Below are 21,395 nucleotides of genomic sequence, written 5' to 3'. Positions count from 1 at the left end.
TGACGTTGGTTTAAACCAGCTTTTATTAATGCAAAGTCTACATTGGTGCTAAAAATGATCAATGAATCAGATCTAGAGATTATGAGGGACAAAAAGGATGTTGAGGGACTCATAAACGTTTTAAAAACATCAAATGATTATAAGATTCAGGAAAATGTTATTTATCTCCTGGGAGATGTTTGTGATTCCCAAGCAGTAGAACCCCTCCTCAAGTTTTTAAGACATGGAAAATGGTCGATTCGAAAGGCATCTGCACTTTCTCTTGGGCGTATTGGCGATGAAAGAGCAGTTGAACCATTAATAAATCTTTTAAGAGATGATTACTGGCATGTTCGAGAGATTGCAGCATTATCGCTGGGTATGATTGGTGATGAAAGGGCAGTCGATCCCATTATAAAAACTTTGGAAGATGGGTGTATAAATGTTAGATGTGAAATAGTTGATGCACTAGCAAATTTAGGGAATAAAAAGGCTGTTGAACCGTTAACTAAAATATTGAAAGAGGACGATTACATATTAAGGGCGTGTACTGCTATTTCTCTGGGTAAATTAGGGGATGATCGAGCAGTTCAATCACTGGTATCTGCTTTAGCTGATGAAAATTTCTTTGTCAGAGTTAATGCAGCTAATGCCCTGGGAATGATTGGGGATGAATCAGCAATTCCCTACCTTGAAGAAGCTTTAACACTTTCAAAAGGAGAATCAGAAGGTTTTGAAAAAGCACTAAAGGATGCCATAGTTCGAATTAAATCCAGAAAAAAGTAGTTTAATTTTTAAAATTAATTCTCAGTTAATAATCCTCTTAACTTTTAAACTAAGTTTTATCCAATAATTTATTGATAATAAATCCACCTTATTCTAATTCAGAGACTTTCTAATATTTTTATATTATCCACCACCTAAATAATTGTAATATTATGTTTTTTAACATCTTTCCTTACAATATCATCAAAAATTTCCTTTTAAGAAAAGTAACACCATCTTTACATCCCCTACTGATATTTGATATAGTTACTATTTGAGAAACAATTATAACAAAATATTAAAAATTATGAGGAATTGTGCACATTAAATCCATTTTTAAGTTTATTATCTGGTTAAATCATTTTAATAACCTTCTCTTTAAAAATCGAAATATTTATATAGTTATTTCTCTTTGCTTAAAGTATGGAGAAGATAGTACTAGGACTGCCAAAAGGGAGCTTAAATAACGTCAACAGAGGAAATACTTATCAATTATTCGTGGATGCTGGTTATGAAGTTAAAGGATACGAGCCAGGTAATGAATCTTATGAAATTACCATAGCAAACGATCCAGAAATTAAAGCATTCCTAACAAGGCCTCAAAGTGCTCCTGTAGAATTGAATCGTCAAATGATAGACATAGCCATAGTAGGTGAAGACTGGGTTATGGAAGAATCTGTAAACTATAAAAAGGATCAGATAGTAAAAATGGGAGACTTGGATTATGGGCAAACCCGGCTGATTGTGGCTGTTCCCCAGGAAGACCCTTACGATTCGCTGACTGAATTTTTCAAAGCTAATAAAAACCGTGAAAAACCAATATTGTGCTTTACCGAGTATCCAAACTTAACCCGACAACACATTATGGCCAACCCAGGATACCAGGAAGTTTTTGGTGACAGCATTCCTGTGGTCCAGGTTCGAGGTTTAATTGATGGAGAAAATCAACAGGTACAGATAATAAATTCCGACGGTGCCACCGAGGTCTACATTGCCAAAGGTGCTGATCTAATCGTAGATAACACCCAGACAGGGAGCAGTTTGAAGAAAGCAGGATTAAAGATACTGGAAACTATCATGGAATCCAGTGCCGGCTTATATGCTGGGCCCAGCTGTGTAAATAAGAAAATGAAAAAGGCGCAGATGATCTACGAACAATTGTTCGGGGCCACCACAGCTAGAACCTTTTTTGATGTTAAATTCAATATATCCAATCAGAACATGGAAGAAGTTAAAGACTTCCTGCTATCTAACAAGTTCTGCTCGGATGAGCCAACCATTGTTTCAGGGAATAGTTTTTCACAGGTAAATGTTCTAATTCCAAAAAATAGATTCCCCCAAATGTTAAGGGGAATTAAAGGTTTAGGTGCCTCAGCAGTGGTTAGAGAAGATGTTAAGCAGTATGTGAAATAGATCTTACATATTAACATTTCTACAAATTTTTTTTATAAATTGAAGATTACATTATTAATTTAAAGTGAATACTGATTAGATCTTTATGGACCAGAAAAAGAAAAATATAATTAGATACATCTTAAGAATGTTTTTAAGCTTGTTAGCCCAGGCTATAATCTTTTTTTCTGCAGCAGAAGTATTCTATATTCCAAGAGCATGGCTATTTTTTATTATAACCATTTTCTATTATATTTCAAGTATTTTTATCATCTACAGAACAACACCTGATTTGATGTACCATAGAGGTGGAGAAGCTTTTAGAAAAGACACCAAATCATGGGATAAACCAATATTATTAACATACACTATTTTAGGTGTTTATGGGCAGTTTTTTGTTGCTGGATATGATGTAGGCCGTATTCACTGGCTGCCATTAGGTTTAGATTATTTAGGGATAGGTTTAATTCTTTATGTAGTATCATGTGCCCTGATTGTATGGGCTATGATTAAAAATCCTTTTTTTGAACCAACTGTACGATTACAAAAGGAAAGAGGTCAGAGAGTTATAAGTTCAGGACCCTATCAGATTATTAGGCATCCAGGATACCTTTCTGGAATTCTGTGGCACCTTTCTGTATCTTTGATATTAGGATCATCGCTGGCCTTGGTCTACTCTGGACTAATTATCATCATACTAATAGTTAGGACCTACCTCGAGGATCAGACCCTAAAAAGGGAGTTGGAAGGATATCATGAATATTCTAATAAGGTGAAATACAGGTTGTTTCCCTTACTGTGGTAAAAGTATCTTTCTAAATTTTATCAAAAATTAAATTGATTATCTTTCCAAACTAAAAATTAAATCAATATTATTTAATTACTTAAACTTCATAATAATAAACAACAACTTAAAGGATTTATTAGTTTTAAGGAGCATTTCTATGAATCAATTTTTAATAACACCCTCTGCAGGAAAACGTTTAATTGGAAAGGCCCTATCAGAACATCCCCACGTAATTGATGCCCTGAAATCAGGTACAATAGTCATAATTGCTGGTACAACCAATGGATATGTGGCCGAAGAAATATTAACTAATATTGGGCAAGTAAAAGGATTTAGTCGTGAAAGATTTTTTAGAGGAGTGGTTCTTCCCCCTAAAATTCCGGTTAAAAAGAGTGGCCGGCTTAAAGATGAGAGTGGATTTCCAGGTGACGTGACAATCACCAATGGAATCTGGGAGAGGGGAAAAACTATTTTTGATGTGGTGGATGATCTAAGTCCCGGAGACATTATTTTAAAGGGTGTCAATGCTATTGATCCTTTAAAAAAAGAAGCTGCAATTTATATAGGGGATCCTAAAGGTGGAACTATAGTTGCCTCATTACAAGCCGTTGTAGGGCGTAGAGTCCGGTTAATATTGCCTGCAGGATTGGAAAAACGTGTTAACACTGACCTTAAAAAGATATCGATGAAATTGAATGATCCCGCCCAGGAAGGGCCCCGCATGTTAACTGTTAATGGTAAGCTATTCACTGAAATAGAAGCAATAAAACAATTAACAGGTTGCAGTGCAGATCTGATTGCTGGTGGGGGAGTTTCTGGAGCGGAAGGTTCAGTCTGGTTATTACTCGAAGGATCTAAAGAAGAGTTAATATCTGCTAAAAAGCTGTTAGATTCTGTATCCTCTGAAGATCAATTTCAACTTGGATAATCGTAAATGAAAATAATTCATCTTCTAAAAAATGATGGACCTAACCAAATATTTGAAAACATAAGTACATTCCATGAAAGAATTGTATTAGAAATTTTGAACATTATACAATTTTAGTATTATTATTTATATAAGAAGTGTATAATTGATTTAATATGAAGTTAAGGAATATTGATATATTTTCGCCTCTGGTTATAGTGGGCGTGATATTCTGCTTTCTAGTATTAGCCCAACTGGGCATTTTTTATGGTATGATGGGTTTAAAACAAGTTTCTAGCCTCACCTATATTTATATTATTTATGGAGTTTCCATATTTATTATTGGAATTATTGTTGCTAAAGTCATAGAAAAACGTATATTCAAGAGAAAAAACTTTGAAAGTAATTTTAACACCCTTCTTGATAGAATAAACCGTAACCGATATTTTACCAGGAAAATTATGCTTATTTTGGTATTCATTCCTTTATGTTTACAATTGGTTAATTTGTATTTGATGGGTGGCATACCCCTTTTTAGCGGGGTTTTAAAGGCTCAGGCCTTTAATTTCTTGACTGTTATCTCCTTTATCATATTCTTACCTGCCATAAACATCCTTATTGCCAAGTTCTATAAAAAAAGATATTTCTTGATTGTTTTTATTGGTGTTCTGCTGTTTGCAGCCACAGGATACCGGGCCACTACATTGGCCATTGTTTTAAGCGTTTTAATAACCACTTATTATATTAATGGAAACAGATTTAGATATTTCCTGATTTTAACTCCCGTAATACTTATTTTAGGATTAATTCTCGGATATATAACCTGTATGTCTATTGAATGGCAGAACTGGCACGTGAATCCCATGAGTCTCATTTTTATACGGGCAGGATACACTCTGACTGTCCTTGACAAGATCATTCACCTGCACAATCCTCATCCCGGACTATTAACTTATACAGTTCTTACTGGATTTTTCACAAATGTAGATCCTCGTCTTGTTTTAGGGGGCTTTGTATTTAAGTATGATGTGTCTATTACCTCCACTATATTCGGTCCGGCCGTTCTGGAGCTGGGATTTATTGGATTGGGATTGCAGATGTTTTTCATGGGATTGGTTCTGGAATTATTCCACATTGTGGAAAAAGTGAAAAAAGGGATATATACTGGCGTTTATGCTATAGGAATAGCTCAAACCATAATTTGGGTTGAAACCGGGCCAATGGATTTAGCTATGTGGATATACTATTTAGGAATTATTTTATTTTTGATTCAAGGTACAATTAGGATGAATAGAAGTTTTAAAAACCAGAGTTCAATTAGTGAATAAGTTTTCATTGAATCAATTTTAACTAGGCTTTATAACAATTAAATATTCCCCTTCGCTTAAAGGAGCATCCGTACCTGGGACTGCTAGTTCTCCTCCTTTAAGCACTCTTAAAAATGGTTTCGTTCCTTCTGGTACTCCACCTTGTTCTGGTTGTTGAGTTCTATCCACAATATCAAAAGTTCCGCCTGCATCCAGGATGTCCAGTAGTTCATCTTCATCACGGCCAAAAAGCCCGAATGGAGTCTTTGCCAGTATATCATCTTTGCCTCCAAAAACAGCCGCGTCCTGTCTTGATCTTTCCCTTCCAAAAATTATAAATCCATGCAAACCTACAGAAAATATGAATGATTCAATGGCAATTAATATTCGGTCGTGATCATTGGTGGCAACGACTAAGTATTTAACCCTGCTTTTGAATTCATGAGCCTCATCCACTATCTCTTCATCAGCAAGATCAGCGATAGCCCCGTTATAAATTATAAAAGGAGTTTCATAATCATTAGAACCTTCATCATTTGGTTTTAAAAGCATTACAGCTACACCTGCTTTATAAAGAGCATCTGCTAGGGCAAAAGCCCAAGGCTGATCACCAACCAGAGCCACAGCATGGGGACTGGGTTTGGAAATTTTCAGTTTACGTGAAAGTAAAGGTGCAAATAAACCATATACTCCCACTGTAAACAAAATTATCAGAAATACCACTGGTATTAACTGTGGAAAATCTATATTAGCACTGGCTAGACTTATTACAAATAGAGATGCAGTAGCAGCAGCTACAATACCCCGGGGAGCCATAAATCCTATAAAGATTTTTTGTGCGGGACTGAAATTAAGTCCCCAGGTAGCCATTAATGCTACCAGTGGACGGGCAATTAGAATGTAAACTGCAGCCAATCCCAGAGCAGGTACAAAGTACTGTATTAGAGCAGATAGATCTACCAGAGCTGCTAGTATAATGAATAAAATACCAATTATCAATGGTTCCAGAGTTTCAGTAAGGGCTTGAATCCCAATAGGTGATATAAGTTTCTGATTAGCAAGAATTAATCCCATGGTCACTGCAGCAAAAAGTCCTGCCTCTGAAAGAACCAGCTCCCCTGCAACTATGGCCACAACTCCAAACATCAAGGCTACCAGAGCACTAAGAGTAATAGGCACCCGACCAGAACGTTCTGAAATCATGTACAACAGTGAAGTTATACCCCCTATAACCACACCTGTAACAATTGTTAAAATTAACTCAAAAATAGGATTTGGGTCCGTGGCCGTTAAAAGACTTAAAACTGCAACAGCCAAACTGGCCCCGATAGGATCAATGATTATTCCCTCCCAAAGTAATACCGGCCCTACCGGTTCTTTGGGGCGGGCAAAATTCAATATAGGGCCAACCACGGTTGGTCCGGACACTACTAAAAGGGCTGCCAGTAGAAGGGCTAGTTTAAGGGGAATGCCCAAAAAGATTTGAACAGTTAAAGCTCCAATAGCCAGGGTAATGATAACTCCCATGGTCACCAATCTCCATACTGCTTTTCCAACATCGGGATTTAGATCCCTTATTTTTAACTCAAATCCACCTTTTAAAAGGAGTAAACCCACTCCAAGTGTTATTATTGGAAAAAGAGCATTGCCAAATATATCAAATGGTTTAACCAATCCCAGAACTGGACCCACCAGCATCCCTGCTGGTAAAAGCAGTATTATACCCGGGATCTTTATGATTCGGGCTATCCATTGTAAAAAGATCCCCAATGATATAATAATACCTATTCCCAGAATAATTGGATCAATATTCATCACATCACCATTCATAGAACTAATGAAGTTTTTAAATGCTGGATATCTATTAATATCTATTTTTAATGTTGTTATTTATTATTATTAAAAGTCCAACCTTATAAATCAGATTAGTAAGGGTTAGCCCAATAAAATATACTCTCAAAAAATAGTGTGTCAAAACATTTCCAAAATAGTAACAGGTAATTGGAGTAATAAGCAAGACAAGTTTTTCTAAAAAATTTATCTATTTTTCAATATTTTGTCTATAGAATTTTTCATTGATCCAATCCATGGTTTTAATATATTTTCTTTTGGTTGATCGTCATTTGTTTCCTGTTTATAATAATTATGAACAAATAGCTCCATCCAATCGGCCAGTTCATACTGGGACAGGTTATCTATATAAACCCAGGCATAGCCATCATGTTCACTGCTCAGGTTCAGTTCACCGCCAGTTACTGTTCCAGCCATGATAATATGCACAGCTCTTATAATATGGAGATTCTGTTCTGAAACTCCCACCACATGATCCAGGGATATTTTAAGTCCGGTCTCCTCGTAGACTTCTCTAAGTAGTGCTTGATCAAATGATTCGCCCTGATCTACTTTTCCACCGGGCAACTCCCATCTTCCAGGGTTGGTCTTGGAATGGGAGGATCTTTTAATTATTAATATTTTCCCCTCATCATCGGTGATTATTACCCGCACTGCTAAGCCAAATATTCTGTTGATCATCACACATAATATTGGGGTTTAGTATAAAAATATATTACATTTTTAAAGGGTTTTTTAAAAATAAGTTCACTTTTTTAGAGAAAAAATAGTATTATTTAAATACTGATGATGTTTGATAGAAAAAAAGTTATTGAAAAATTTTCTGAAAATAAATTTAACCATTTTTTATCAGTTCTATAAATTTATCCAGATCTTTTATATTGAAAACAAACTTATGGTTTTTATCCTGTCCCAAGGGCCTCATGGACATTACACAACTTACACTTGAGCTTCCACGATGTGATTCCATTAGATCTTCAAACCAATCAGCGTCTTCAGCCTTGTTAAATACTATTTCCATTACTTTTTCCTGTTTATTTATTTTACAGTCCCTATCTTTCAGGGACTCTGTTAATTCTTCTAATTTATTGTCATTTTCCATTTGATTACCATTTAAAGTTTGTAAAAAATTAGTATAAAACAAATTTTAGTATCTTACCTTCCCAATGTGTCTGGTACTTCCAGGGTCTTCGGCATTGAAATGGGCCTGGTAATAGACAAACCATTCTAGTGGAATAACCAGGATGAATGGTGAAAGCAGGTTGTTGATTGAGGCATAATCCTTCATGTTAAATATGATATTTTTGGTCTCTATCTTTTCACAGAATTCTATAGATTTCTGGGTTAACTCATCCCCCGGGTAATCAGCATTTAAGAAAATAACTGGCACATCCTTTTCTACCCTTTCAATAAGGCCGTGGCGAAATTCTCCTGAATACAAAGGACATGCATGTTTTAAAGAGCCCTCCATCAGCATAGTCATGGCTAATTTATAAGAAAGCCCGAAGTTAGGGCCACTGCCCATACAATAAAATATGTCATCATCCTTGAACTGGTAGGCAAGATCCTTATTCTCTTCTTCAGTAGTTTTAATCAGATTACTAATTATGATGGGAAGTTCTTCTAATTGTCTTAATATCTCCCCTGAAACTGAGGTTTCAAATGCACTAAATAGAATGTAATATAAACACAGCAACTGAGTGATATAAGTTTTTGTTCCAAGTATTGCTTCTTCTCTACCACCTTCGGTTATGATGGGGTTGGCTGCTTCTTGGGCCATGGTACTGTCTTTTTCATTGGTAATGACTACAGTATAAATTCCTTTTTCGTTGGCTCTTCTTAGAGAGGCTAGAGTATCAGCAGTTTCTCCTGATTGAGAGGTGAAAATAGCTGCAACATTCGTATTGGTTAATTTTTTATGGTAATAAAATTCATAACCGGTCATAACTTGAATATCCACATCACACACCATTTCTATGGCAGATTTGGCTGAATAACAGGTTGAAAGTGAACTTCCGCAACCTATCAAGTAAATTTTATCTAGTTGTGATATTTTTTCTGCTATTTTATCTAGGTTATCTCTTTCAGATTCTAAAGTAAGTTCCATTGCATTAGGTTGCTCTAGTATTTCTTTGTGCATTTGATAAGTAGACAAAAATATCACTTCCATCTTATATTTTTGATTAAATTCATTTTATATTAACTATTATTTAAAAATTTAAGATTTAATTTAATAAAAACCAGATTACTCAATTTCTTCCAAATAACCATTGATTAGGTTTGATATAATAATAATGTTACTGACTTAAAATATATATGATAAATTTTAATATAATAATTTAATGATTATGATTTTAGCAATAATAAATGAATTAAATCTATCTTAATTAATCATAGGGACTGGATAAAAATGAAAGTAATGATTATTGGCTCCGAAGGAATGTTGGGCCACGATTTAGTAGATATTTTATCTAAAGAAAATGAAATTAACACTACAACAATTTACACATTAGACATTACAGATATTGAAAAAACAATTAAAACCGTGCAAGAGATTAACCCTGATGTAGTTGTACATGCAGCTGCTTTTACCGATGTGGATGAAAGTGAATCCAAAGCGGATCTCGCTTATAAAGTCAATTCATTAGGAACCAGAAATGTGGCTGTAGCCTGCAAAGAAATTGATAGTGCCATGGTGTATATATGCACTGACTATGTCTTTGACGGTACTAAGGGCAGTTCCTACTATGAATACGATCAAACCAATCCTCAGAGTATTTATGGTAAAACCAAGCTTGCAGGAGAAATTTACATTCGGGATATTCTAAGCAAATTTTATATTGTTCGAACATCATGGTTATATGGGCACCATGGCCCTAATTTTGTCAAAACCATGTTAGATTTAGCCAAAACCACAGATAAAATCAGCGTAGTCAATGACCAGATAGGTTCACCTACTTACACTGTGGATCTTGCTACTGCTATTGCTGAGTTAATAAAAAAGCCGTTGTACGGTATTTATCATATCACCAATAGTGAACATTGCTCATGGTACGAGTTTGCCCGGGAAATTTTCAATGTGGCTGGAATTGAAGTGGATTTGACTCCGGTTAAAACTGAAGAATTTCCACGTCCCGCGCCAAGACCAAAATATTCGGTTTTAGAAAATTATAATTGGAAAATGGAAGGATTTAATAAAATTAGGAGCTATAAAGAGGCTTTAAAAGATTACATGAAATTATTACAACTTGAAAAATAAAAGGAGATTTCATATGAAAGGAATAATTCTTGCTGGAGGATCAGGCACCAGACTTTATCCCATTACTAAAGCTGTTTCTAAACAATTACTGCCCATCTATGATAAACCAATGATCTATTATCCTTTATCTGTGCTAATGCTTGCTGGAATTAAGGAAATACTAATCATATCCACCCCGAGGGATCTTCCCCAATACAGGGAATTACTGGGTGATGGAAGTAATCTTGGAGTGTCTTTTTCATATGTTGAACAAAATGAACCCCGAGGTCTTGCAGATGCATTTATAGTAGGAGAAGACTTCATTGGGGATAGTAACGTGGCTTTAGTTCTGGGTGATAACATTTTCCACGGGCATCGGTTCAGCGAAATACTTAAAAGAGCGGCTTCTCTAAAGGAAGGTGCAGTTATTTTTGGTTACTATGTTAGAGATCCCCGGCCTTTTGGTGTGGTTGAATTTGATGAAGATGGTAATGTGTTATCTCTAGAAGAGAAACCAGAACATCCCAAATCAAATTATGTAGTTCCAGGTCTTTATTTCTATGACAATGATGTTATTGAAATAGCTAAAAATGTGAAACCTTCAGATAGAGGAGAACTTGAAATTACCAGTATAAATGACGTTTATTTAAAAAGAAAAAATTTGAGGGTGGAATTATTAGGTCGGGGGATGGCCTGGCTGGACACAGGTACACATATCGGGCTTTTAGAGGCCAGCAATTTTGTTGAAGCCATACAAAAAAGACAAGGATTTTATATAGCTTGTCTAGAGGAAATTGCATTCAACAACGGCTGGATAGATGAGACTAAAGTATTAAAATTAGCTAAAACACTGGAAAAAACTGATTATAGTAAATATTTAACTGATATAATAAAAAATGAACATTTTTAATTGAAATTTATACATATTAAGGGAGCTTTTCCATGGGAAAATTTAAATTCACAAAAACCAGTATCGAAGGTGTTTTCATAATAGAACCGACCGTATTTGGGGATGAACGAGGATATTTTATGGAGACATATCATGCTGGTGAATTTAGAGATGCCGGTCTTGATTTCAATTTTGTTCAGGATAATCAATCTAAATCAAAAAAAGGTGTTCTTAGAGGACTTCATTTTCAATATAAAGTACCGCAGGGAAAATTAGTTCGAGTCATTAAAGGAGAAGTATTTGACGTGGGTGTTGATTTAAGATCAGATTCATCAACATATGGAAAATGGGAAGGAGTTATACTCTCTGAAAAAAATAAAAAACAATTCTATATCCCAGAAGGATTTGCTCACGGTTTTTTAGTGCTATCTGAAGAAGCAGAATTTACATATAAATGCACCAATTTCTATGATGGAAAAAATGAAGGTGGGATAATCTGGAATGACCCAGATGTAGGTATCAAATGGCCTATAAACGATATTGATGAAGTTATTTTATCAGATAAAGATAAAAAGTTGAAAACACTTGAAGAAACCAGCGTTTATTTTTGATAAATTCATGTGCTTTATAACAATTATCTAAAGTATAATTTATCAATTATGTTGAGGTAAAAAATGACAAAAATTCTTATTACTGGTGGAGCAGGCTTCATAGGTAGCAATTTTCTAAGATACATGATAAATAAATATCAAAATTATGAAATAACCAATTTAGATGCCCTAACTTACTGTGGAAATTTAGAAAATTTGAGAGAAATTGAGGATAGTCTTAATTATACATTCATTAAAGGGGATATAACTAATAAAGAATTGGTAAACCAAATAACTAAAAATATGGATTATATAATTAATTTTGCAGCTGAAACGCATGTAGACCGTAGCATAAATGATCCCAGCATATTTATCAAATCTAATATTATGGGAACTCAAGTTCTTTTAGAGTCAGCAAAAGAAAATGACGTGAAAAAATTCCTCCAAATTTCCACAGACGAAGTATACGGAACACTTGGTAAAAATGGATATTTCCAAGAAGATACTCCACTATCTCCCAACAGTCCTTATTCTGCTAGCAAAGCCGGTGCTGATCTAATGGTTAGAGCGTATCATAAAACCTATAAATTACCAGTAAACATTACTCGCTGCTCTAATAATTACGGCCCTTATCAATACCCAGAGAAATTAATTCCATTAATGATTTACAATGCCCTTGATGATAAAGAATTACCAGTTTATGGTGATGGTTTGAATGTGAGGGACTGGTTACACGTTTATGATCATTGTACAGCAATAGATTTGGTTCTTCATAAAGGAAGAGATGGCGAAATTTATAACATCGGGGGAAATAATGAGAAAAAAAATATAGAGATTGTTAAATTAATTCTTGAAAATCTGAACAAACCCGAATCTCTTATTAAATATGTTGAAGATCGTCCTGGCCATGACCGGCGTTATGCTATTGATTCTACTAAAATACGAAAAGAGTTGGGTTGGAAGCCAAAATATACTTTTGAAAAGGGAATAGTAAAAACTATAAAATGGTATTGTGAAAATAAAAAATGGTGGACGAAAATTAAAGGTAGATAATGTCTTAATCACTTGAAATTTTTTTATTATTTTTAAATCCATTAAATTATTTTTTTTAGTGTATTGAATTTAATTTTTGACTTTTAATTTTTTAGAATTTTTATTTATAAAGGAAATTTAGAACTAATAAACTTCAGATAGAGGTAATACTTTATAATATTTATCTTTAACATAACAAAAGCTATAGATGGTATCATTATGGTATATTTTGTAGACATTTTTAAATCCAACTAGCTTTTTGTCTAAATCTTCTGATTCAAGATGATTTTCGCCCATAATTAAATCTACTTTGTCCAAAATGTCTTTATTTATTAAGTTATCAATAATTTTATGTTCTGAACCTTCAGTATCAATTTTTAATACGATATTAGAATTTATGTCCTCATTTTTGATAATATCCTCTATAACCAAACTTGCTTCTTTTACTTTAGCTTTTTTAATCTCCATTTTCTCTTTTCTCTTTAACCATTCCGATTGAGTATCTGTAAACTGCAATTCTGTGGTAGTAACTCCATCTGAACCTGGAAGACAATAGATATCCACATCTGCATTTTCATCAGAAAGTCCAAAATTATAGGGTTTTATCTTGTGAGATATGCTTGGATTAACCTCAAGGTTCTCTAGAGCAAAATTATAAGTTTCATCATTTATTTCAAACCCATATACTGCCTTACATGCATCAAAATTTGCAAATTTCAGTGCAGCATAGCCCCTATTCATTCCTATGTCAAAAACGACAAATTCCTTAAAAAGATGAAGTTGAGGTACGGAATATCCGTCTTTAGCAAAAATTTCTTTAATTGTGTAAAATCTATTATTCGTTATTAGTAAAAGGCCATCTTCAGTTTTTAGATAAATTCTATTTTCAGCAGGTGAGTATGATAACAGCTTAATGTTATTGAAAAAGCACATCTGGAAGAATTGATCAGTATCCATATGTTTAAATAAATCCTCGTTTCCGTTAAAGAAATATTCTTTACAGCTATTATAATTTTTATTGAATGTTTCTATGGCCATTTTTAGATCTTCTTGTACATAATCTATAAAAGCTTCTGTTTTTTCTTGATTTTCCCCATAAATATCCAAAAAAGCATTCCAAAAAGCTTCGGTTTTCTTCCGATTTTCTCCATATGATCCTAAAAAGGCTTCTAATTTTTTGTGATTTGCTAAATATAAATTAAAAGTTTTATTAGCCTTTTTAATAAAATTAAAAGGATTTTTAAAAAAATTCATAATTTATCTCCAAGATTGATTTTTATTTAATTAGACAAATAATTACTAAAACTATATAGATTTTACACGGTTAATAATATTGTTCATCAATGGATTATTAAATTATTCTATGCGGAGATTGTATGGAGAACTAAAGATTTAAAAAATTCTTTAAATCAATTATTAAAATACAATAAAATGAAATTTGGAGTATAATTATAAATTTGGTAATATATTTGATTAGAATTTAAAATTAGTTATTGATGTATAATAAATAATTAAAAAATCGAAAACTATTATTCAAAAATAATTTTTATTATTAAATTAAACACAATCAAAGAAAAGTGCCATTTATTATAGCAACCCAAATCAATATTAAAATACCCTCAAGGAATCCAAACTGTTATACAAAACTTCTTTCAAAAATAAGTGATAAATAAGCTCCCATAACTATTACTATACTAATATAAAGTACATAAAAACAAGCAATAATAAAAAATTTATAATATAAATGAAAGTCCATTAAAACATTAAATGAATATCAAAAACAATTTGCTGTGAATATTCATTAAAATGTTTATTAATGCAATTAATTGGTAAATAATTTTCTTAATTAAACTCTTGGTCGATTCTTATGAATAACGAAAAGTCGAATAAATATCCAGCTAATACACGTGAACAAATTAAATACATGAAATCAATTATAAACAACTGTAAATTTAAAATAAGTGTAATCATTCCAGTTTATAATGTAGAAAATTATATTAGAGCTGCTTTAGATTCTATTGTAACGCAAACAATTGGTTTGGAAAATCTAGAAGTTTTAATGGTCAATGACTGTTCTACTGACAAAAGTGGAAAGATAATAAATGAATATGCTGCTAAATATAATAATTTTAAAGCTTTACATCTAGATAATAATAGTGGTGCTGCTGGAAAACCGCGCAATGTTGGTATGGCTAATGCACATGGCAAATATTTAATGTTTCTTGATCCTGATGATTCATACGAACCTAATGCCTGTGAAGTTTTATATAATAAAATAGAAAAGGAAGATGTGGATATTGTTTTCAGCAGATACAGATACATCTTTGAAGATAGAAAAACTAAATGTTTCAGCGTTTTTGAAGAATTAAATGAAGTGAAAATAGATAATATACAAGAAGAACCCCGTTTATTTACTCTTCCTCCCTCTGTTTGGACCAAGATATTTAAAAGAGAATTCATTGAAAAAAACGATATTAAATTTCCAGAAGGCATACCTGGCCAGGATTTATATTTTGTAGTAAAGAGTTTCCTAGAAGCAAATGGAATACTATTTTTAAATAACCAATTTCTGTTTAACTATAATAGAATCCGGGATTCTAAAGGAGACGAATCCATAAGTCGTGACAAAAACAAGAAAAACCTAATGGGCATGATTCAAGCCTATAAAAAAGCATATGAATTGTTGAAAAAGTACAAAAAAGTAGAATATTCCGATTTTATATTTAAAAATCATCTACAATTCTGGATGGAAGGATTCATACTAAGCAAAACCACATCTACAGAAAAAAAAGAACTTTTAGAAGAGGTAAATTGTCTATTTGAAGAATTTGAAGAATTTAACTCAACCAAACAGTATATTAACATTTTATTTAACAAAATTCATGAAAAGAAATATGATGAGGCAATATTAATTGCCGATGCATTAAAAGAAATTATAATTTCCAGTGAAAGAGAAAAATCGAAGTTAAAGAATCGATTAAAAACTGAAAAAAAGAATTTAGCGCAGATTTCTCCCATTAAAGGTTATTTAACTTACAAATCAAAAAATATCTTTTTTAGAAGTATAAATAAAGTTTTATTTAAATTAAAATTAACCAGTACAAAAGAAAAAATCAATGATACTACCTTCTCTAATTTTAACAAAGAAAATTTAAAGAAAGAAATAGTAAATTTAAACCCATTCGAAAATTTTAAAGATCTGACATTAATTCTACCCTATCGTAAAACAAATGATCCTGAAAGGGAGATGAATTTAGATATTAGTTTGAAATATTTAGGACATATAGGTATTCCCAACATAATAATATCTGAACATTCAGACATTTCCAATAAGGAGTTTTTAAAAAGAAATTATGAGGATTTATTCAAATCATTTAAAGTTTTAAATACTCCTTCCTACGGAAAACCCTTCAATTTAGCAAAATCAATAAATAACGGCGTTATTGAATCTGAAACAAAATATATTGGATATTCTGATATTGACTGTTTAACTAAAAGAAAAAATATTGCATTGTCTTTATTTTTGCTAAGAAGAAATTATGATGTTGTGCATCCCTTTAAATATCGTGTAACCGACATTATAGACAAAAATGAATTTGATAAAAAATATGATTTTAAGACTGTGAAATCTGAAGAACAAAATAGACCCTGGGCAGATGGAGGAATAGTTTTTTGGAACAAAAACTCTTTTATATCAATTGGAATGCAAAATGAGAATTTTAGTGGATGGGGTGGAGAAGATAATGAATTAATGACAAGAGCAAATCTATTCAACCTAAAAATGTACCGAATAGATGACACATTATACCACCTTTATCACCACCGGCCTCAAATTCGAACAAAAAACAACGCTGAATTACTGCGAAAGTCTAAAGAAATAAAAGATTCAAATATTGTTTTAAATGAAATTAATAAATGGCCTTGGGTGGTTGAAGCTAAAAAATCTATAAATCTTGATAAAACCTCATCCAAAGAATATTCAGATGAAAATCTAGATTCTAAAGCAGAAAGTGAACTTAATTTTTGGTTAAGGAAAAAAAATGAAGAAGGCGTTCTTAAAAATGAACACTACGAATATTTTTACACAGGATTTTTCGGTTTAGATAAAGAGTTTTTTTTTGATAAAAAAATACTTGACATTGGTTGTGGACCGAGAGGGAGTTTAGAATGGGCAGATGGTGCAAAAGAAAGAATAGGATTAGATCCTTTAGTAGATTCATACACTAACTTAGGGACAACAAAACATGAAATGAAATACGTTTGTTCAGGTAGCGAAGATATGCCTTTCCCAGATAATTATTTTGATGTTGTTTGCAGTTTTAATTCATTAGACCATCTGGACAACTTGGACAAATCCATTACCGAAATAAAACGAGTGATAAAGAAAGGAGGACTATTTTTGTTAATAAGTGATGTAAATCATGACCCTACACCCTGTGAGCCCATAGTTTTTTCTTTTGATATTATAAAAAAGTTTAAACCATTACTTTTACTAGAAGAAAAACATTTTGAAAAGATAAAACAGGGCGTATATCAAAGTTTAATTGAAAATGTTCCTTATGATCATTCTAATAAAAAGAAAAGGTATGGAATTATTACTGCAAAATTCAAAAAAACCTGATAATTCCTTTAATAAGAAATTATCAATCGGAAAATTATCTCTAAATTTATCCCTTTTTATACTTTTAATGGAAAAGAACATAAAAATTGTTTTAATATAATTACTGATATGGTGCTACTAAATATAACAACAGGGTTAAAATTTACAGTAGGGATATAGGAATACCCTAAACTATATATGACGTTAAGAGAGCAGAGGACCTAATCCTTTCATTATGCTGATAATTATTCAAAAACATTAAAAATGTCAAAAATCCAAATTAGAACCCAGTAATTCAGTACAGGTTATATGGAATAAAAAGAAAATCAAATAAAGAGGTCATAAATGCATTTTATTTTAATATCAAAAAAGGAATGTTTTAAAGATGAATATATAAACCAAGATTTATTAAATTCATCCACTGCTCCATCTTTAATATCTAGGGAAACAGTTAAGATGGAAATTTCTAATTTTATTGTTTATGTTTATCCATATGACCATATTGATCATGAAGTTCGTGATTATTCATATTACAACGACACAGGTAGGTTATTAATCTGTAATGGGCTTGTTTATATTAATAACTCTCAAAGAGATCGGGATATATGTAAATTTTTTGATGATAATACTAATTCAACCTACTTTGGAGATTATCAACTTATTTCCATAGATAAAGATGGTAATGGTTTTCTTAAAACTCCGCCTCTAAGTTTAAGACAGTTATTCTATTATGAAGACGAAAACTGCCAAGTGCTTGCAACTGAAATAAAACTAATAGTAGATGGAATACAAAAATTCAGAGAAAAAACCTTCGTTCACCATTTTGATATTGATTTTATGGAAGATTCAATTTTCAGAGAATGGAAACCCAGAAAATTCCCGAAAAATACAATTTTTAAAGAGATAAAAAGAATATTTCCCCAAGATATCAAATATTTTAATGAAGGAAGAATAATCATAGAAATAAATTCAATAGATATCCCTGAATGGTTTATTAATGCTTTTAATAAAGATAAAAATGGATTGTATGATGATTACTATAAATTCCTGTTAAATATTACAGAAAAAAGTTTAGTTAGCTTAAAACCTAACATTAAAAATATAATCATAGGACTGACTGGTGGATTTGATTCTAGATTAAACGCAGCAATACTTTCAAAAATATGTAAAAAACATCATATTCCGTTAATATCATATACTGCGGGTCGTGATAATCATCCGGATGTAATTTTAGCTAAAAAAGTGGCTAAAATTCTTAATATTCCCCATTTTCATCATATCCCCCCTAATAAGGATTTTTCCAATACTAAAAGTTATAATGATTATGCTTTAACATTTTATTTAGCTCAAGGAGATTGGAATTCAAAAGATTATATACCCAAATATTATCGTGAAATGTCATCAAGGCTTTCGCCACTAATTGATAGTAAAGTAGAACCAGCAATAGGTGCTTTCCCTGTAAATGAATCTGAAATATATCAGATAGGATTTGACGGTTATAAAAGGTATAACCAGAACAAGATACATTCTGGTTGCAGGTGGTTTGCTAGAAGAGTTATATCCCATCAAAACTTTGTTTTTCCATTATTTTTCACCGAATATGAAATGTGGTTTGCATTGCTATATGGTGAAGAGGGAAAAGAAACCTATAAAGAATTTGTTTATGAGATACTGAAACGATCAGAACCAAAATTGTTAGATATTTCATTCGTTGGAGATTTGTTACCCCAAACTGATACTGACACCTATTTAACTGAAATCGATTCTAAACACCATGATAAAGAACCATTTTTATGGGACTACAACTTTGTAAGTGAAAAATTAAAGCCGATTCTAAAGAAAAAATTTGATGAATTAACCAAAAATGAAAAATCAATTCTAAAACTTATAGGCTTAAATGAATTAGACTACTTCCTTAATGAAAATATAAATAGAATCTTGGAATTATATAACAAAAACCGAATAAATTTAAAAGAATGTTTTAAAAGATTATTAAAAGAAAAATTCTCTGGTAAATACCCCCGAAATAAAACCATGTTAAAACTGACCAAAGCAAGAGATGCATATATAACTAAAACACAAATTTTAATGGATTTTGCTGTTGTCGCTGATAAAAAATCTTTCGAAGAAATTGAAAAATATGCTTTAGAAAATGTTAATTAACTTAACGATTTAATCCTTTAGTAGATGCTAGCACTATTTTCAATAAATAATCATTTATTTAATAGGTAAAGAGGTTCAGACTATGCATTTTATTTTAATATCAAAAAAAGCTGATTTCCAAGAAAATCATGTTAATGAAAACTTTTTAAAATCTGCTTATGCACCATCCATAATTTCTAGAGAATCAGTTAAATTGGAAATTTCTAATTTTATTATTTATATTTACCCTTATGATCACATTATACCCGAATCATATAGTTATTCTTATTATGTTGACAAAGATAATCTTTTTTTATGCAATGGACTGGTTAATATAAACCGGAAAATGCGAAATCAGGATATATGTAAATTATTCGAAGAAGTTAATGAATCAGCAGATTTACATGGAGATTATCAACTTATTTCTATAGATAAAGATGGTAATGGGTTTTTTAAAACTCCGCCTCTAAGTTTAAGACAGTTATTCTATTATGAAGACGAAAACTGCCAGGTGCTTGCAACTGAAATAAAACTAATAGTAGATGGAATACAAAAATTCAGAGAAAAAACCTTCGTTCACCATTTTGATATTGATTTTATGGAAGATTCAATTTTCAGAGAATGGTCTACCCGTAAAGTTCCCCAAAAAACCATTTTTAAAGACATTGAAAGGATATTTCCAAATGATTTAATACAGTTCAGTGCCGGAAAAATTAATATTGAAAGAAAAGATTCAATTAAAGTTCCGGAATGGTTTAAAGATGAGTATAATAACAATAAAGAAAAATTATACAACGAATATTTTGAGATGTTGATGGAGTTTGTAGAATCAAATTTACTTAATATAAAACCTCATATCGAAAAGGTTACCTTAGGATTAACCGGTGGATTTGATTCCAGGTTAACCGCTGCAATACTATCAGGAATATGTAAGAAAAATGGAATACCCTTCGAGTGCCATACTTCAGGTCAAAGTAATCATCCAGACGTAGTCATAGCTAAAAAAGTAGCAAAAGTCCTTGATATTCCCCATTTCCATCATTTACTAGAAAATAATAAAAGACCTAATACAAAAACATATAATGATTATATTTTAACCTTTTACATATCTCAAGGAGACTTTAACTCTAAAGATTTTGTACCATCTTATAATAGAAAAATTACTAATCCTGCCGTATTAGCCCAGCTAGGTATGGATGCTTTTAAACGGTATACTATGGACAAAATATACTCAGGAAATCGCTGGTTTGCCCGCAGAATTTTGTTCCACAAAAACTTTTTCTTCCCCCTATTTTACACTAAATATGAAACCTGGTTGGCTATAATATACGGTGAAAATGGAGATGAATATTTCAAGGAATATATCTATGAAATATTAAAACGATCAGAACCAGAATTGCTGGAAATTCCATTTGCTGGAGATTCATTACCACAAGTAAATATAAAACCGTACTTAACCAAAGGCGATACCACCTACCATGAAAAAGAACCATTTTTATGGGATTACCCGTATGTTAGAAATAATCTTAAAATGATATTGAACCGTAAATTTGAGGAATTTGGGCCAAAAAGCAGGCTCTTTTTAAAGTTTTTAGGATTTAATGAATTAGATTATTTTTTGAATACGAAAATAAAGACCATTATTAATTTGTATCGTGAAAAAAAGATCGGTTTTACGGAATGCGTTGAAGATTTAGTTAGAGAAAGATTTACAAATAGATATCCTAAAAACAAAACATTAATGACCATGTCCAAAAATAGCGACCCATATACAACTAAATTACAAATATTAATGGATTTTGCTGTTGTCGCTGATAAAAAATCATTCGAAGAACTGGAAAAATATATGGATTTGGAAGAAAACTAAATAATTTTTAATAATGAGTATTTTTATTAAGCATATTATTCTGTAATAT

17 protein-coding genes are annotated in these 21,395 nt (G+C 31.9%); 12 read left to right on the top strand and 5 right to left on the bottom strand.

The genetic code is table 11. The features are described from left to right. The first annotated feature begins 54 nt into the window (after positions 1-54). The 5 genes from CIT01_07855 (at position 55) to CIT01_07835 (ending at position 5,158) form a co-directional block, all read left to right on the top strand. Positions 55-765, top strand: a complete 711-nt coding sequence (locus CIT01_07855) for a hypothetical protein (protein ID AXV38116.1) — start codon at positions 55-57, stop codon at positions 763-765. A gap of 402 nt (positions 766-1,167) precedes the next feature. Further along, a complete protein-coding gene (locus tag CIT01_07850) occupies positions 1,168-2,157 on the top strand; it encodes an ATP phosphoribosyltransferase (protein ID AXV38115.1) in 990 nt (329 codons plus the stop codon). Between the two features lie 85 nt (positions 2,158-2,242). Beyond that, the gene (locus CIT01_07845) at positions 2,243-2,941 is read left to right on the top strand and encodes a hypothetical protein (protein ID AXV38114.1); all 699 of its coding nucleotides are present in this window, start codon (positions 2,243-2,245) and stop codon (positions 2,939-2,941) included. 139 nt (positions 2,942-3,080) lie between these two features. After that, positions 3,081-3,851, top strand: coding sequence for a hypothetical protein (locus CIT01_07840; protein ID AXV38113.1), 771 nt, complete (start codon positions 3,081-3,083; stop codon positions 3,849-3,851). A gap of 155 nt (positions 3,852-4,006) precedes the next feature. Then, entirely contained in the window at positions 4,007-5,158 is a 1,152-nt protein-coding gene (locus CIT01_07835; GenBank protein AXV38112.1) for a hypothetical protein, read from the top strand. Positions 5,159-5,176: 18 nt separating this feature from the next. On the opposite strand, the gene CIT01_07830 is transcribed toward CIT01_07835, so the two are convergent. From CIT01_07830 to CIT01_07815, 4 genes are all read right to left on the bottom strand, one after another. Further along, positions 5,177-6,952 (bottom strand): cation:proton antiporter, encoded by a 1,776-nt coding sequence (locus tag CIT01_07830; protein ID AXV38111.1) that lies wholly within the window; start codon positions 6,950-6,952, stop codon positions 5,177-5,179. A 222-nt stretch (positions 6,953-7,174) separates the two neighbouring features. Further along, positions 7,175-7,669, bottom strand: a complete 495-nt coding sequence (locus CIT01_07825) for an NUDIX hydrolase (protein ID AXV38110.1) — start codon at positions 7,667-7,669, stop codon at positions 7,175-7,177. Positions 7,670-7,823: 154 nt separating this feature from the next. Beyond that, positions 7,824-8,090: a hypothetical protein gene (locus tag CIT01_07820; protein AXV38109.1), complete on the bottom strand. Its 267-nt coding sequence runs from the start codon at positions 8,088-8,090 to the stop codon at positions 7,824-7,826. A gap of 45 nt (positions 8,091-8,135) precedes the next feature. Next, positions 8,136-9,128, bottom strand: a complete 993-nt coding sequence (locus CIT01_07815) for a glucosamine--fructose-6-phosphate aminotransferase (GenBank protein ID AXV38763.1) — start codon at positions 9,126-9,128, stop codon at positions 8,136-8,138. Between the two features lie 270 nt (positions 9,129-9,398). Between CIT01_07815 and rfbD the strand changes: the two genes are divergently transcribed. From rfbD to rfbB, 4 genes are all read left to right on the top strand, one after another. Continuing rightward, positions 9,399-10,247 carry a dTDP-4-dehydrorhamnose reductase gene (gene rfbD, locus CIT01_07810; GenBank protein ID AXV38108.1) on the top strand — a complete coding sequence of 283 codons (849 nt, stop codon included), beginning with the start codon at positions 9,399-9,401 and terminating at the stop codon, positions 10,245-10,247. A 13-nt stretch (positions 10,248-10,260) separates the two neighbouring features. Then, positions 10,261-11,136: a glucose-1-phosphate thymidylyltransferase gene (gene rfbA, locus CIT01_07805; GenBank protein ID AXV38107.1), complete on the top strand. Its 876-nt coding sequence runs from the start codon at positions 10,261-10,263 to the stop codon at positions 11,134-11,136. Between the two features lie 32 nt (positions 11,137-11,168). Beyond that, a complete protein-coding gene (gene rfbC / locus CIT01_07800) occupies positions 11,169-11,726 on the top strand; it encodes a dTDP-4-dehydrorhamnose 3,5-epimerase (protein AXV38106.1) in 558 nt (185 codons plus the stop codon). A 63-nt stretch (positions 11,727-11,789) separates the two neighbouring features. Then, complete coding sequence (rfbB, locus tag CIT01_07795) at positions 11,790-12,758, top strand: dTDP-glucose 4,6-dehydratase (protein AXV38105.1); 969 nt, start codon at positions 11,790-11,792, stop codon at positions 12,756-12,758. A 123-nt stretch (positions 12,759-12,881) separates the two neighbouring features. Here the strand turns inward: rfbB and CIT01_07790 are convergent, their stop codons facing one another. After that, the gene (locus CIT01_07790; protein ID AXV38104.1) at positions 12,882-13,991 is read right to left on the bottom strand and encodes a hypothetical protein; all 1,110 of its coding nucleotides are present in this window, start codon (positions 13,989-13,991) and stop codon (positions 12,882-12,884) included. Positions 13,992-14,604: 613 nt separating this feature from the next. On the opposite strand from CIT01_07790, the gene CIT01_07785 reads away from it, so the two are divergent. The 3 genes from CIT01_07785 to CIT01_07775 all read left to right on the top strand — a co-directional run bounded on the left by CIT01_07785 (position 14,605) and on the right by CIT01_07775 (position 21,346). Continuing rightward, positions 14,605-17,358, top strand: a complete 2,754-nt coding sequence (locus CIT01_07785; protein ID AXV38103.1) for a hypothetical protein — start codon at positions 14,605-14,607, stop codon at positions 17,356-17,358. 324 nt (positions 17,359-17,682) lie between these two features. Beyond that, positions 17,683-19,500 (top strand): hypothetical protein, encoded by a 1,818-nt coding sequence (locus CIT01_07780; protein AXV38102.1) that lies wholly within the window; start codon positions 17,683-17,685, stop codon positions 19,498-19,500. An 82-nt stretch (positions 19,501-19,582) separates the two neighbouring features. Further along, positions 19,583-21,346, top strand: coding sequence for a hypothetical protein (locus CIT01_07775; protein AXV38101.1), 1,764 nt, complete (start codon positions 19,583-19,585; stop codon positions 21,344-21,346). The last annotated feature ends 49 nt before the right edge of the window (positions 21,347-21,395 follow it).

This window comes from Methanobacterium sp. BRmetb2 (assembly GCA_003491285.1).
Taxonomy (GTDB): domain Archaea; phylum Methanobacteriota; class Methanobacteria; order Methanobacteriales; family Methanobacteriaceae; genus UBA117.
The sequence above is the reverse complement of the archived record's forward strand: the minus strand, read 5'-3'. Positions and strand labels throughout refer to the sequence as shown.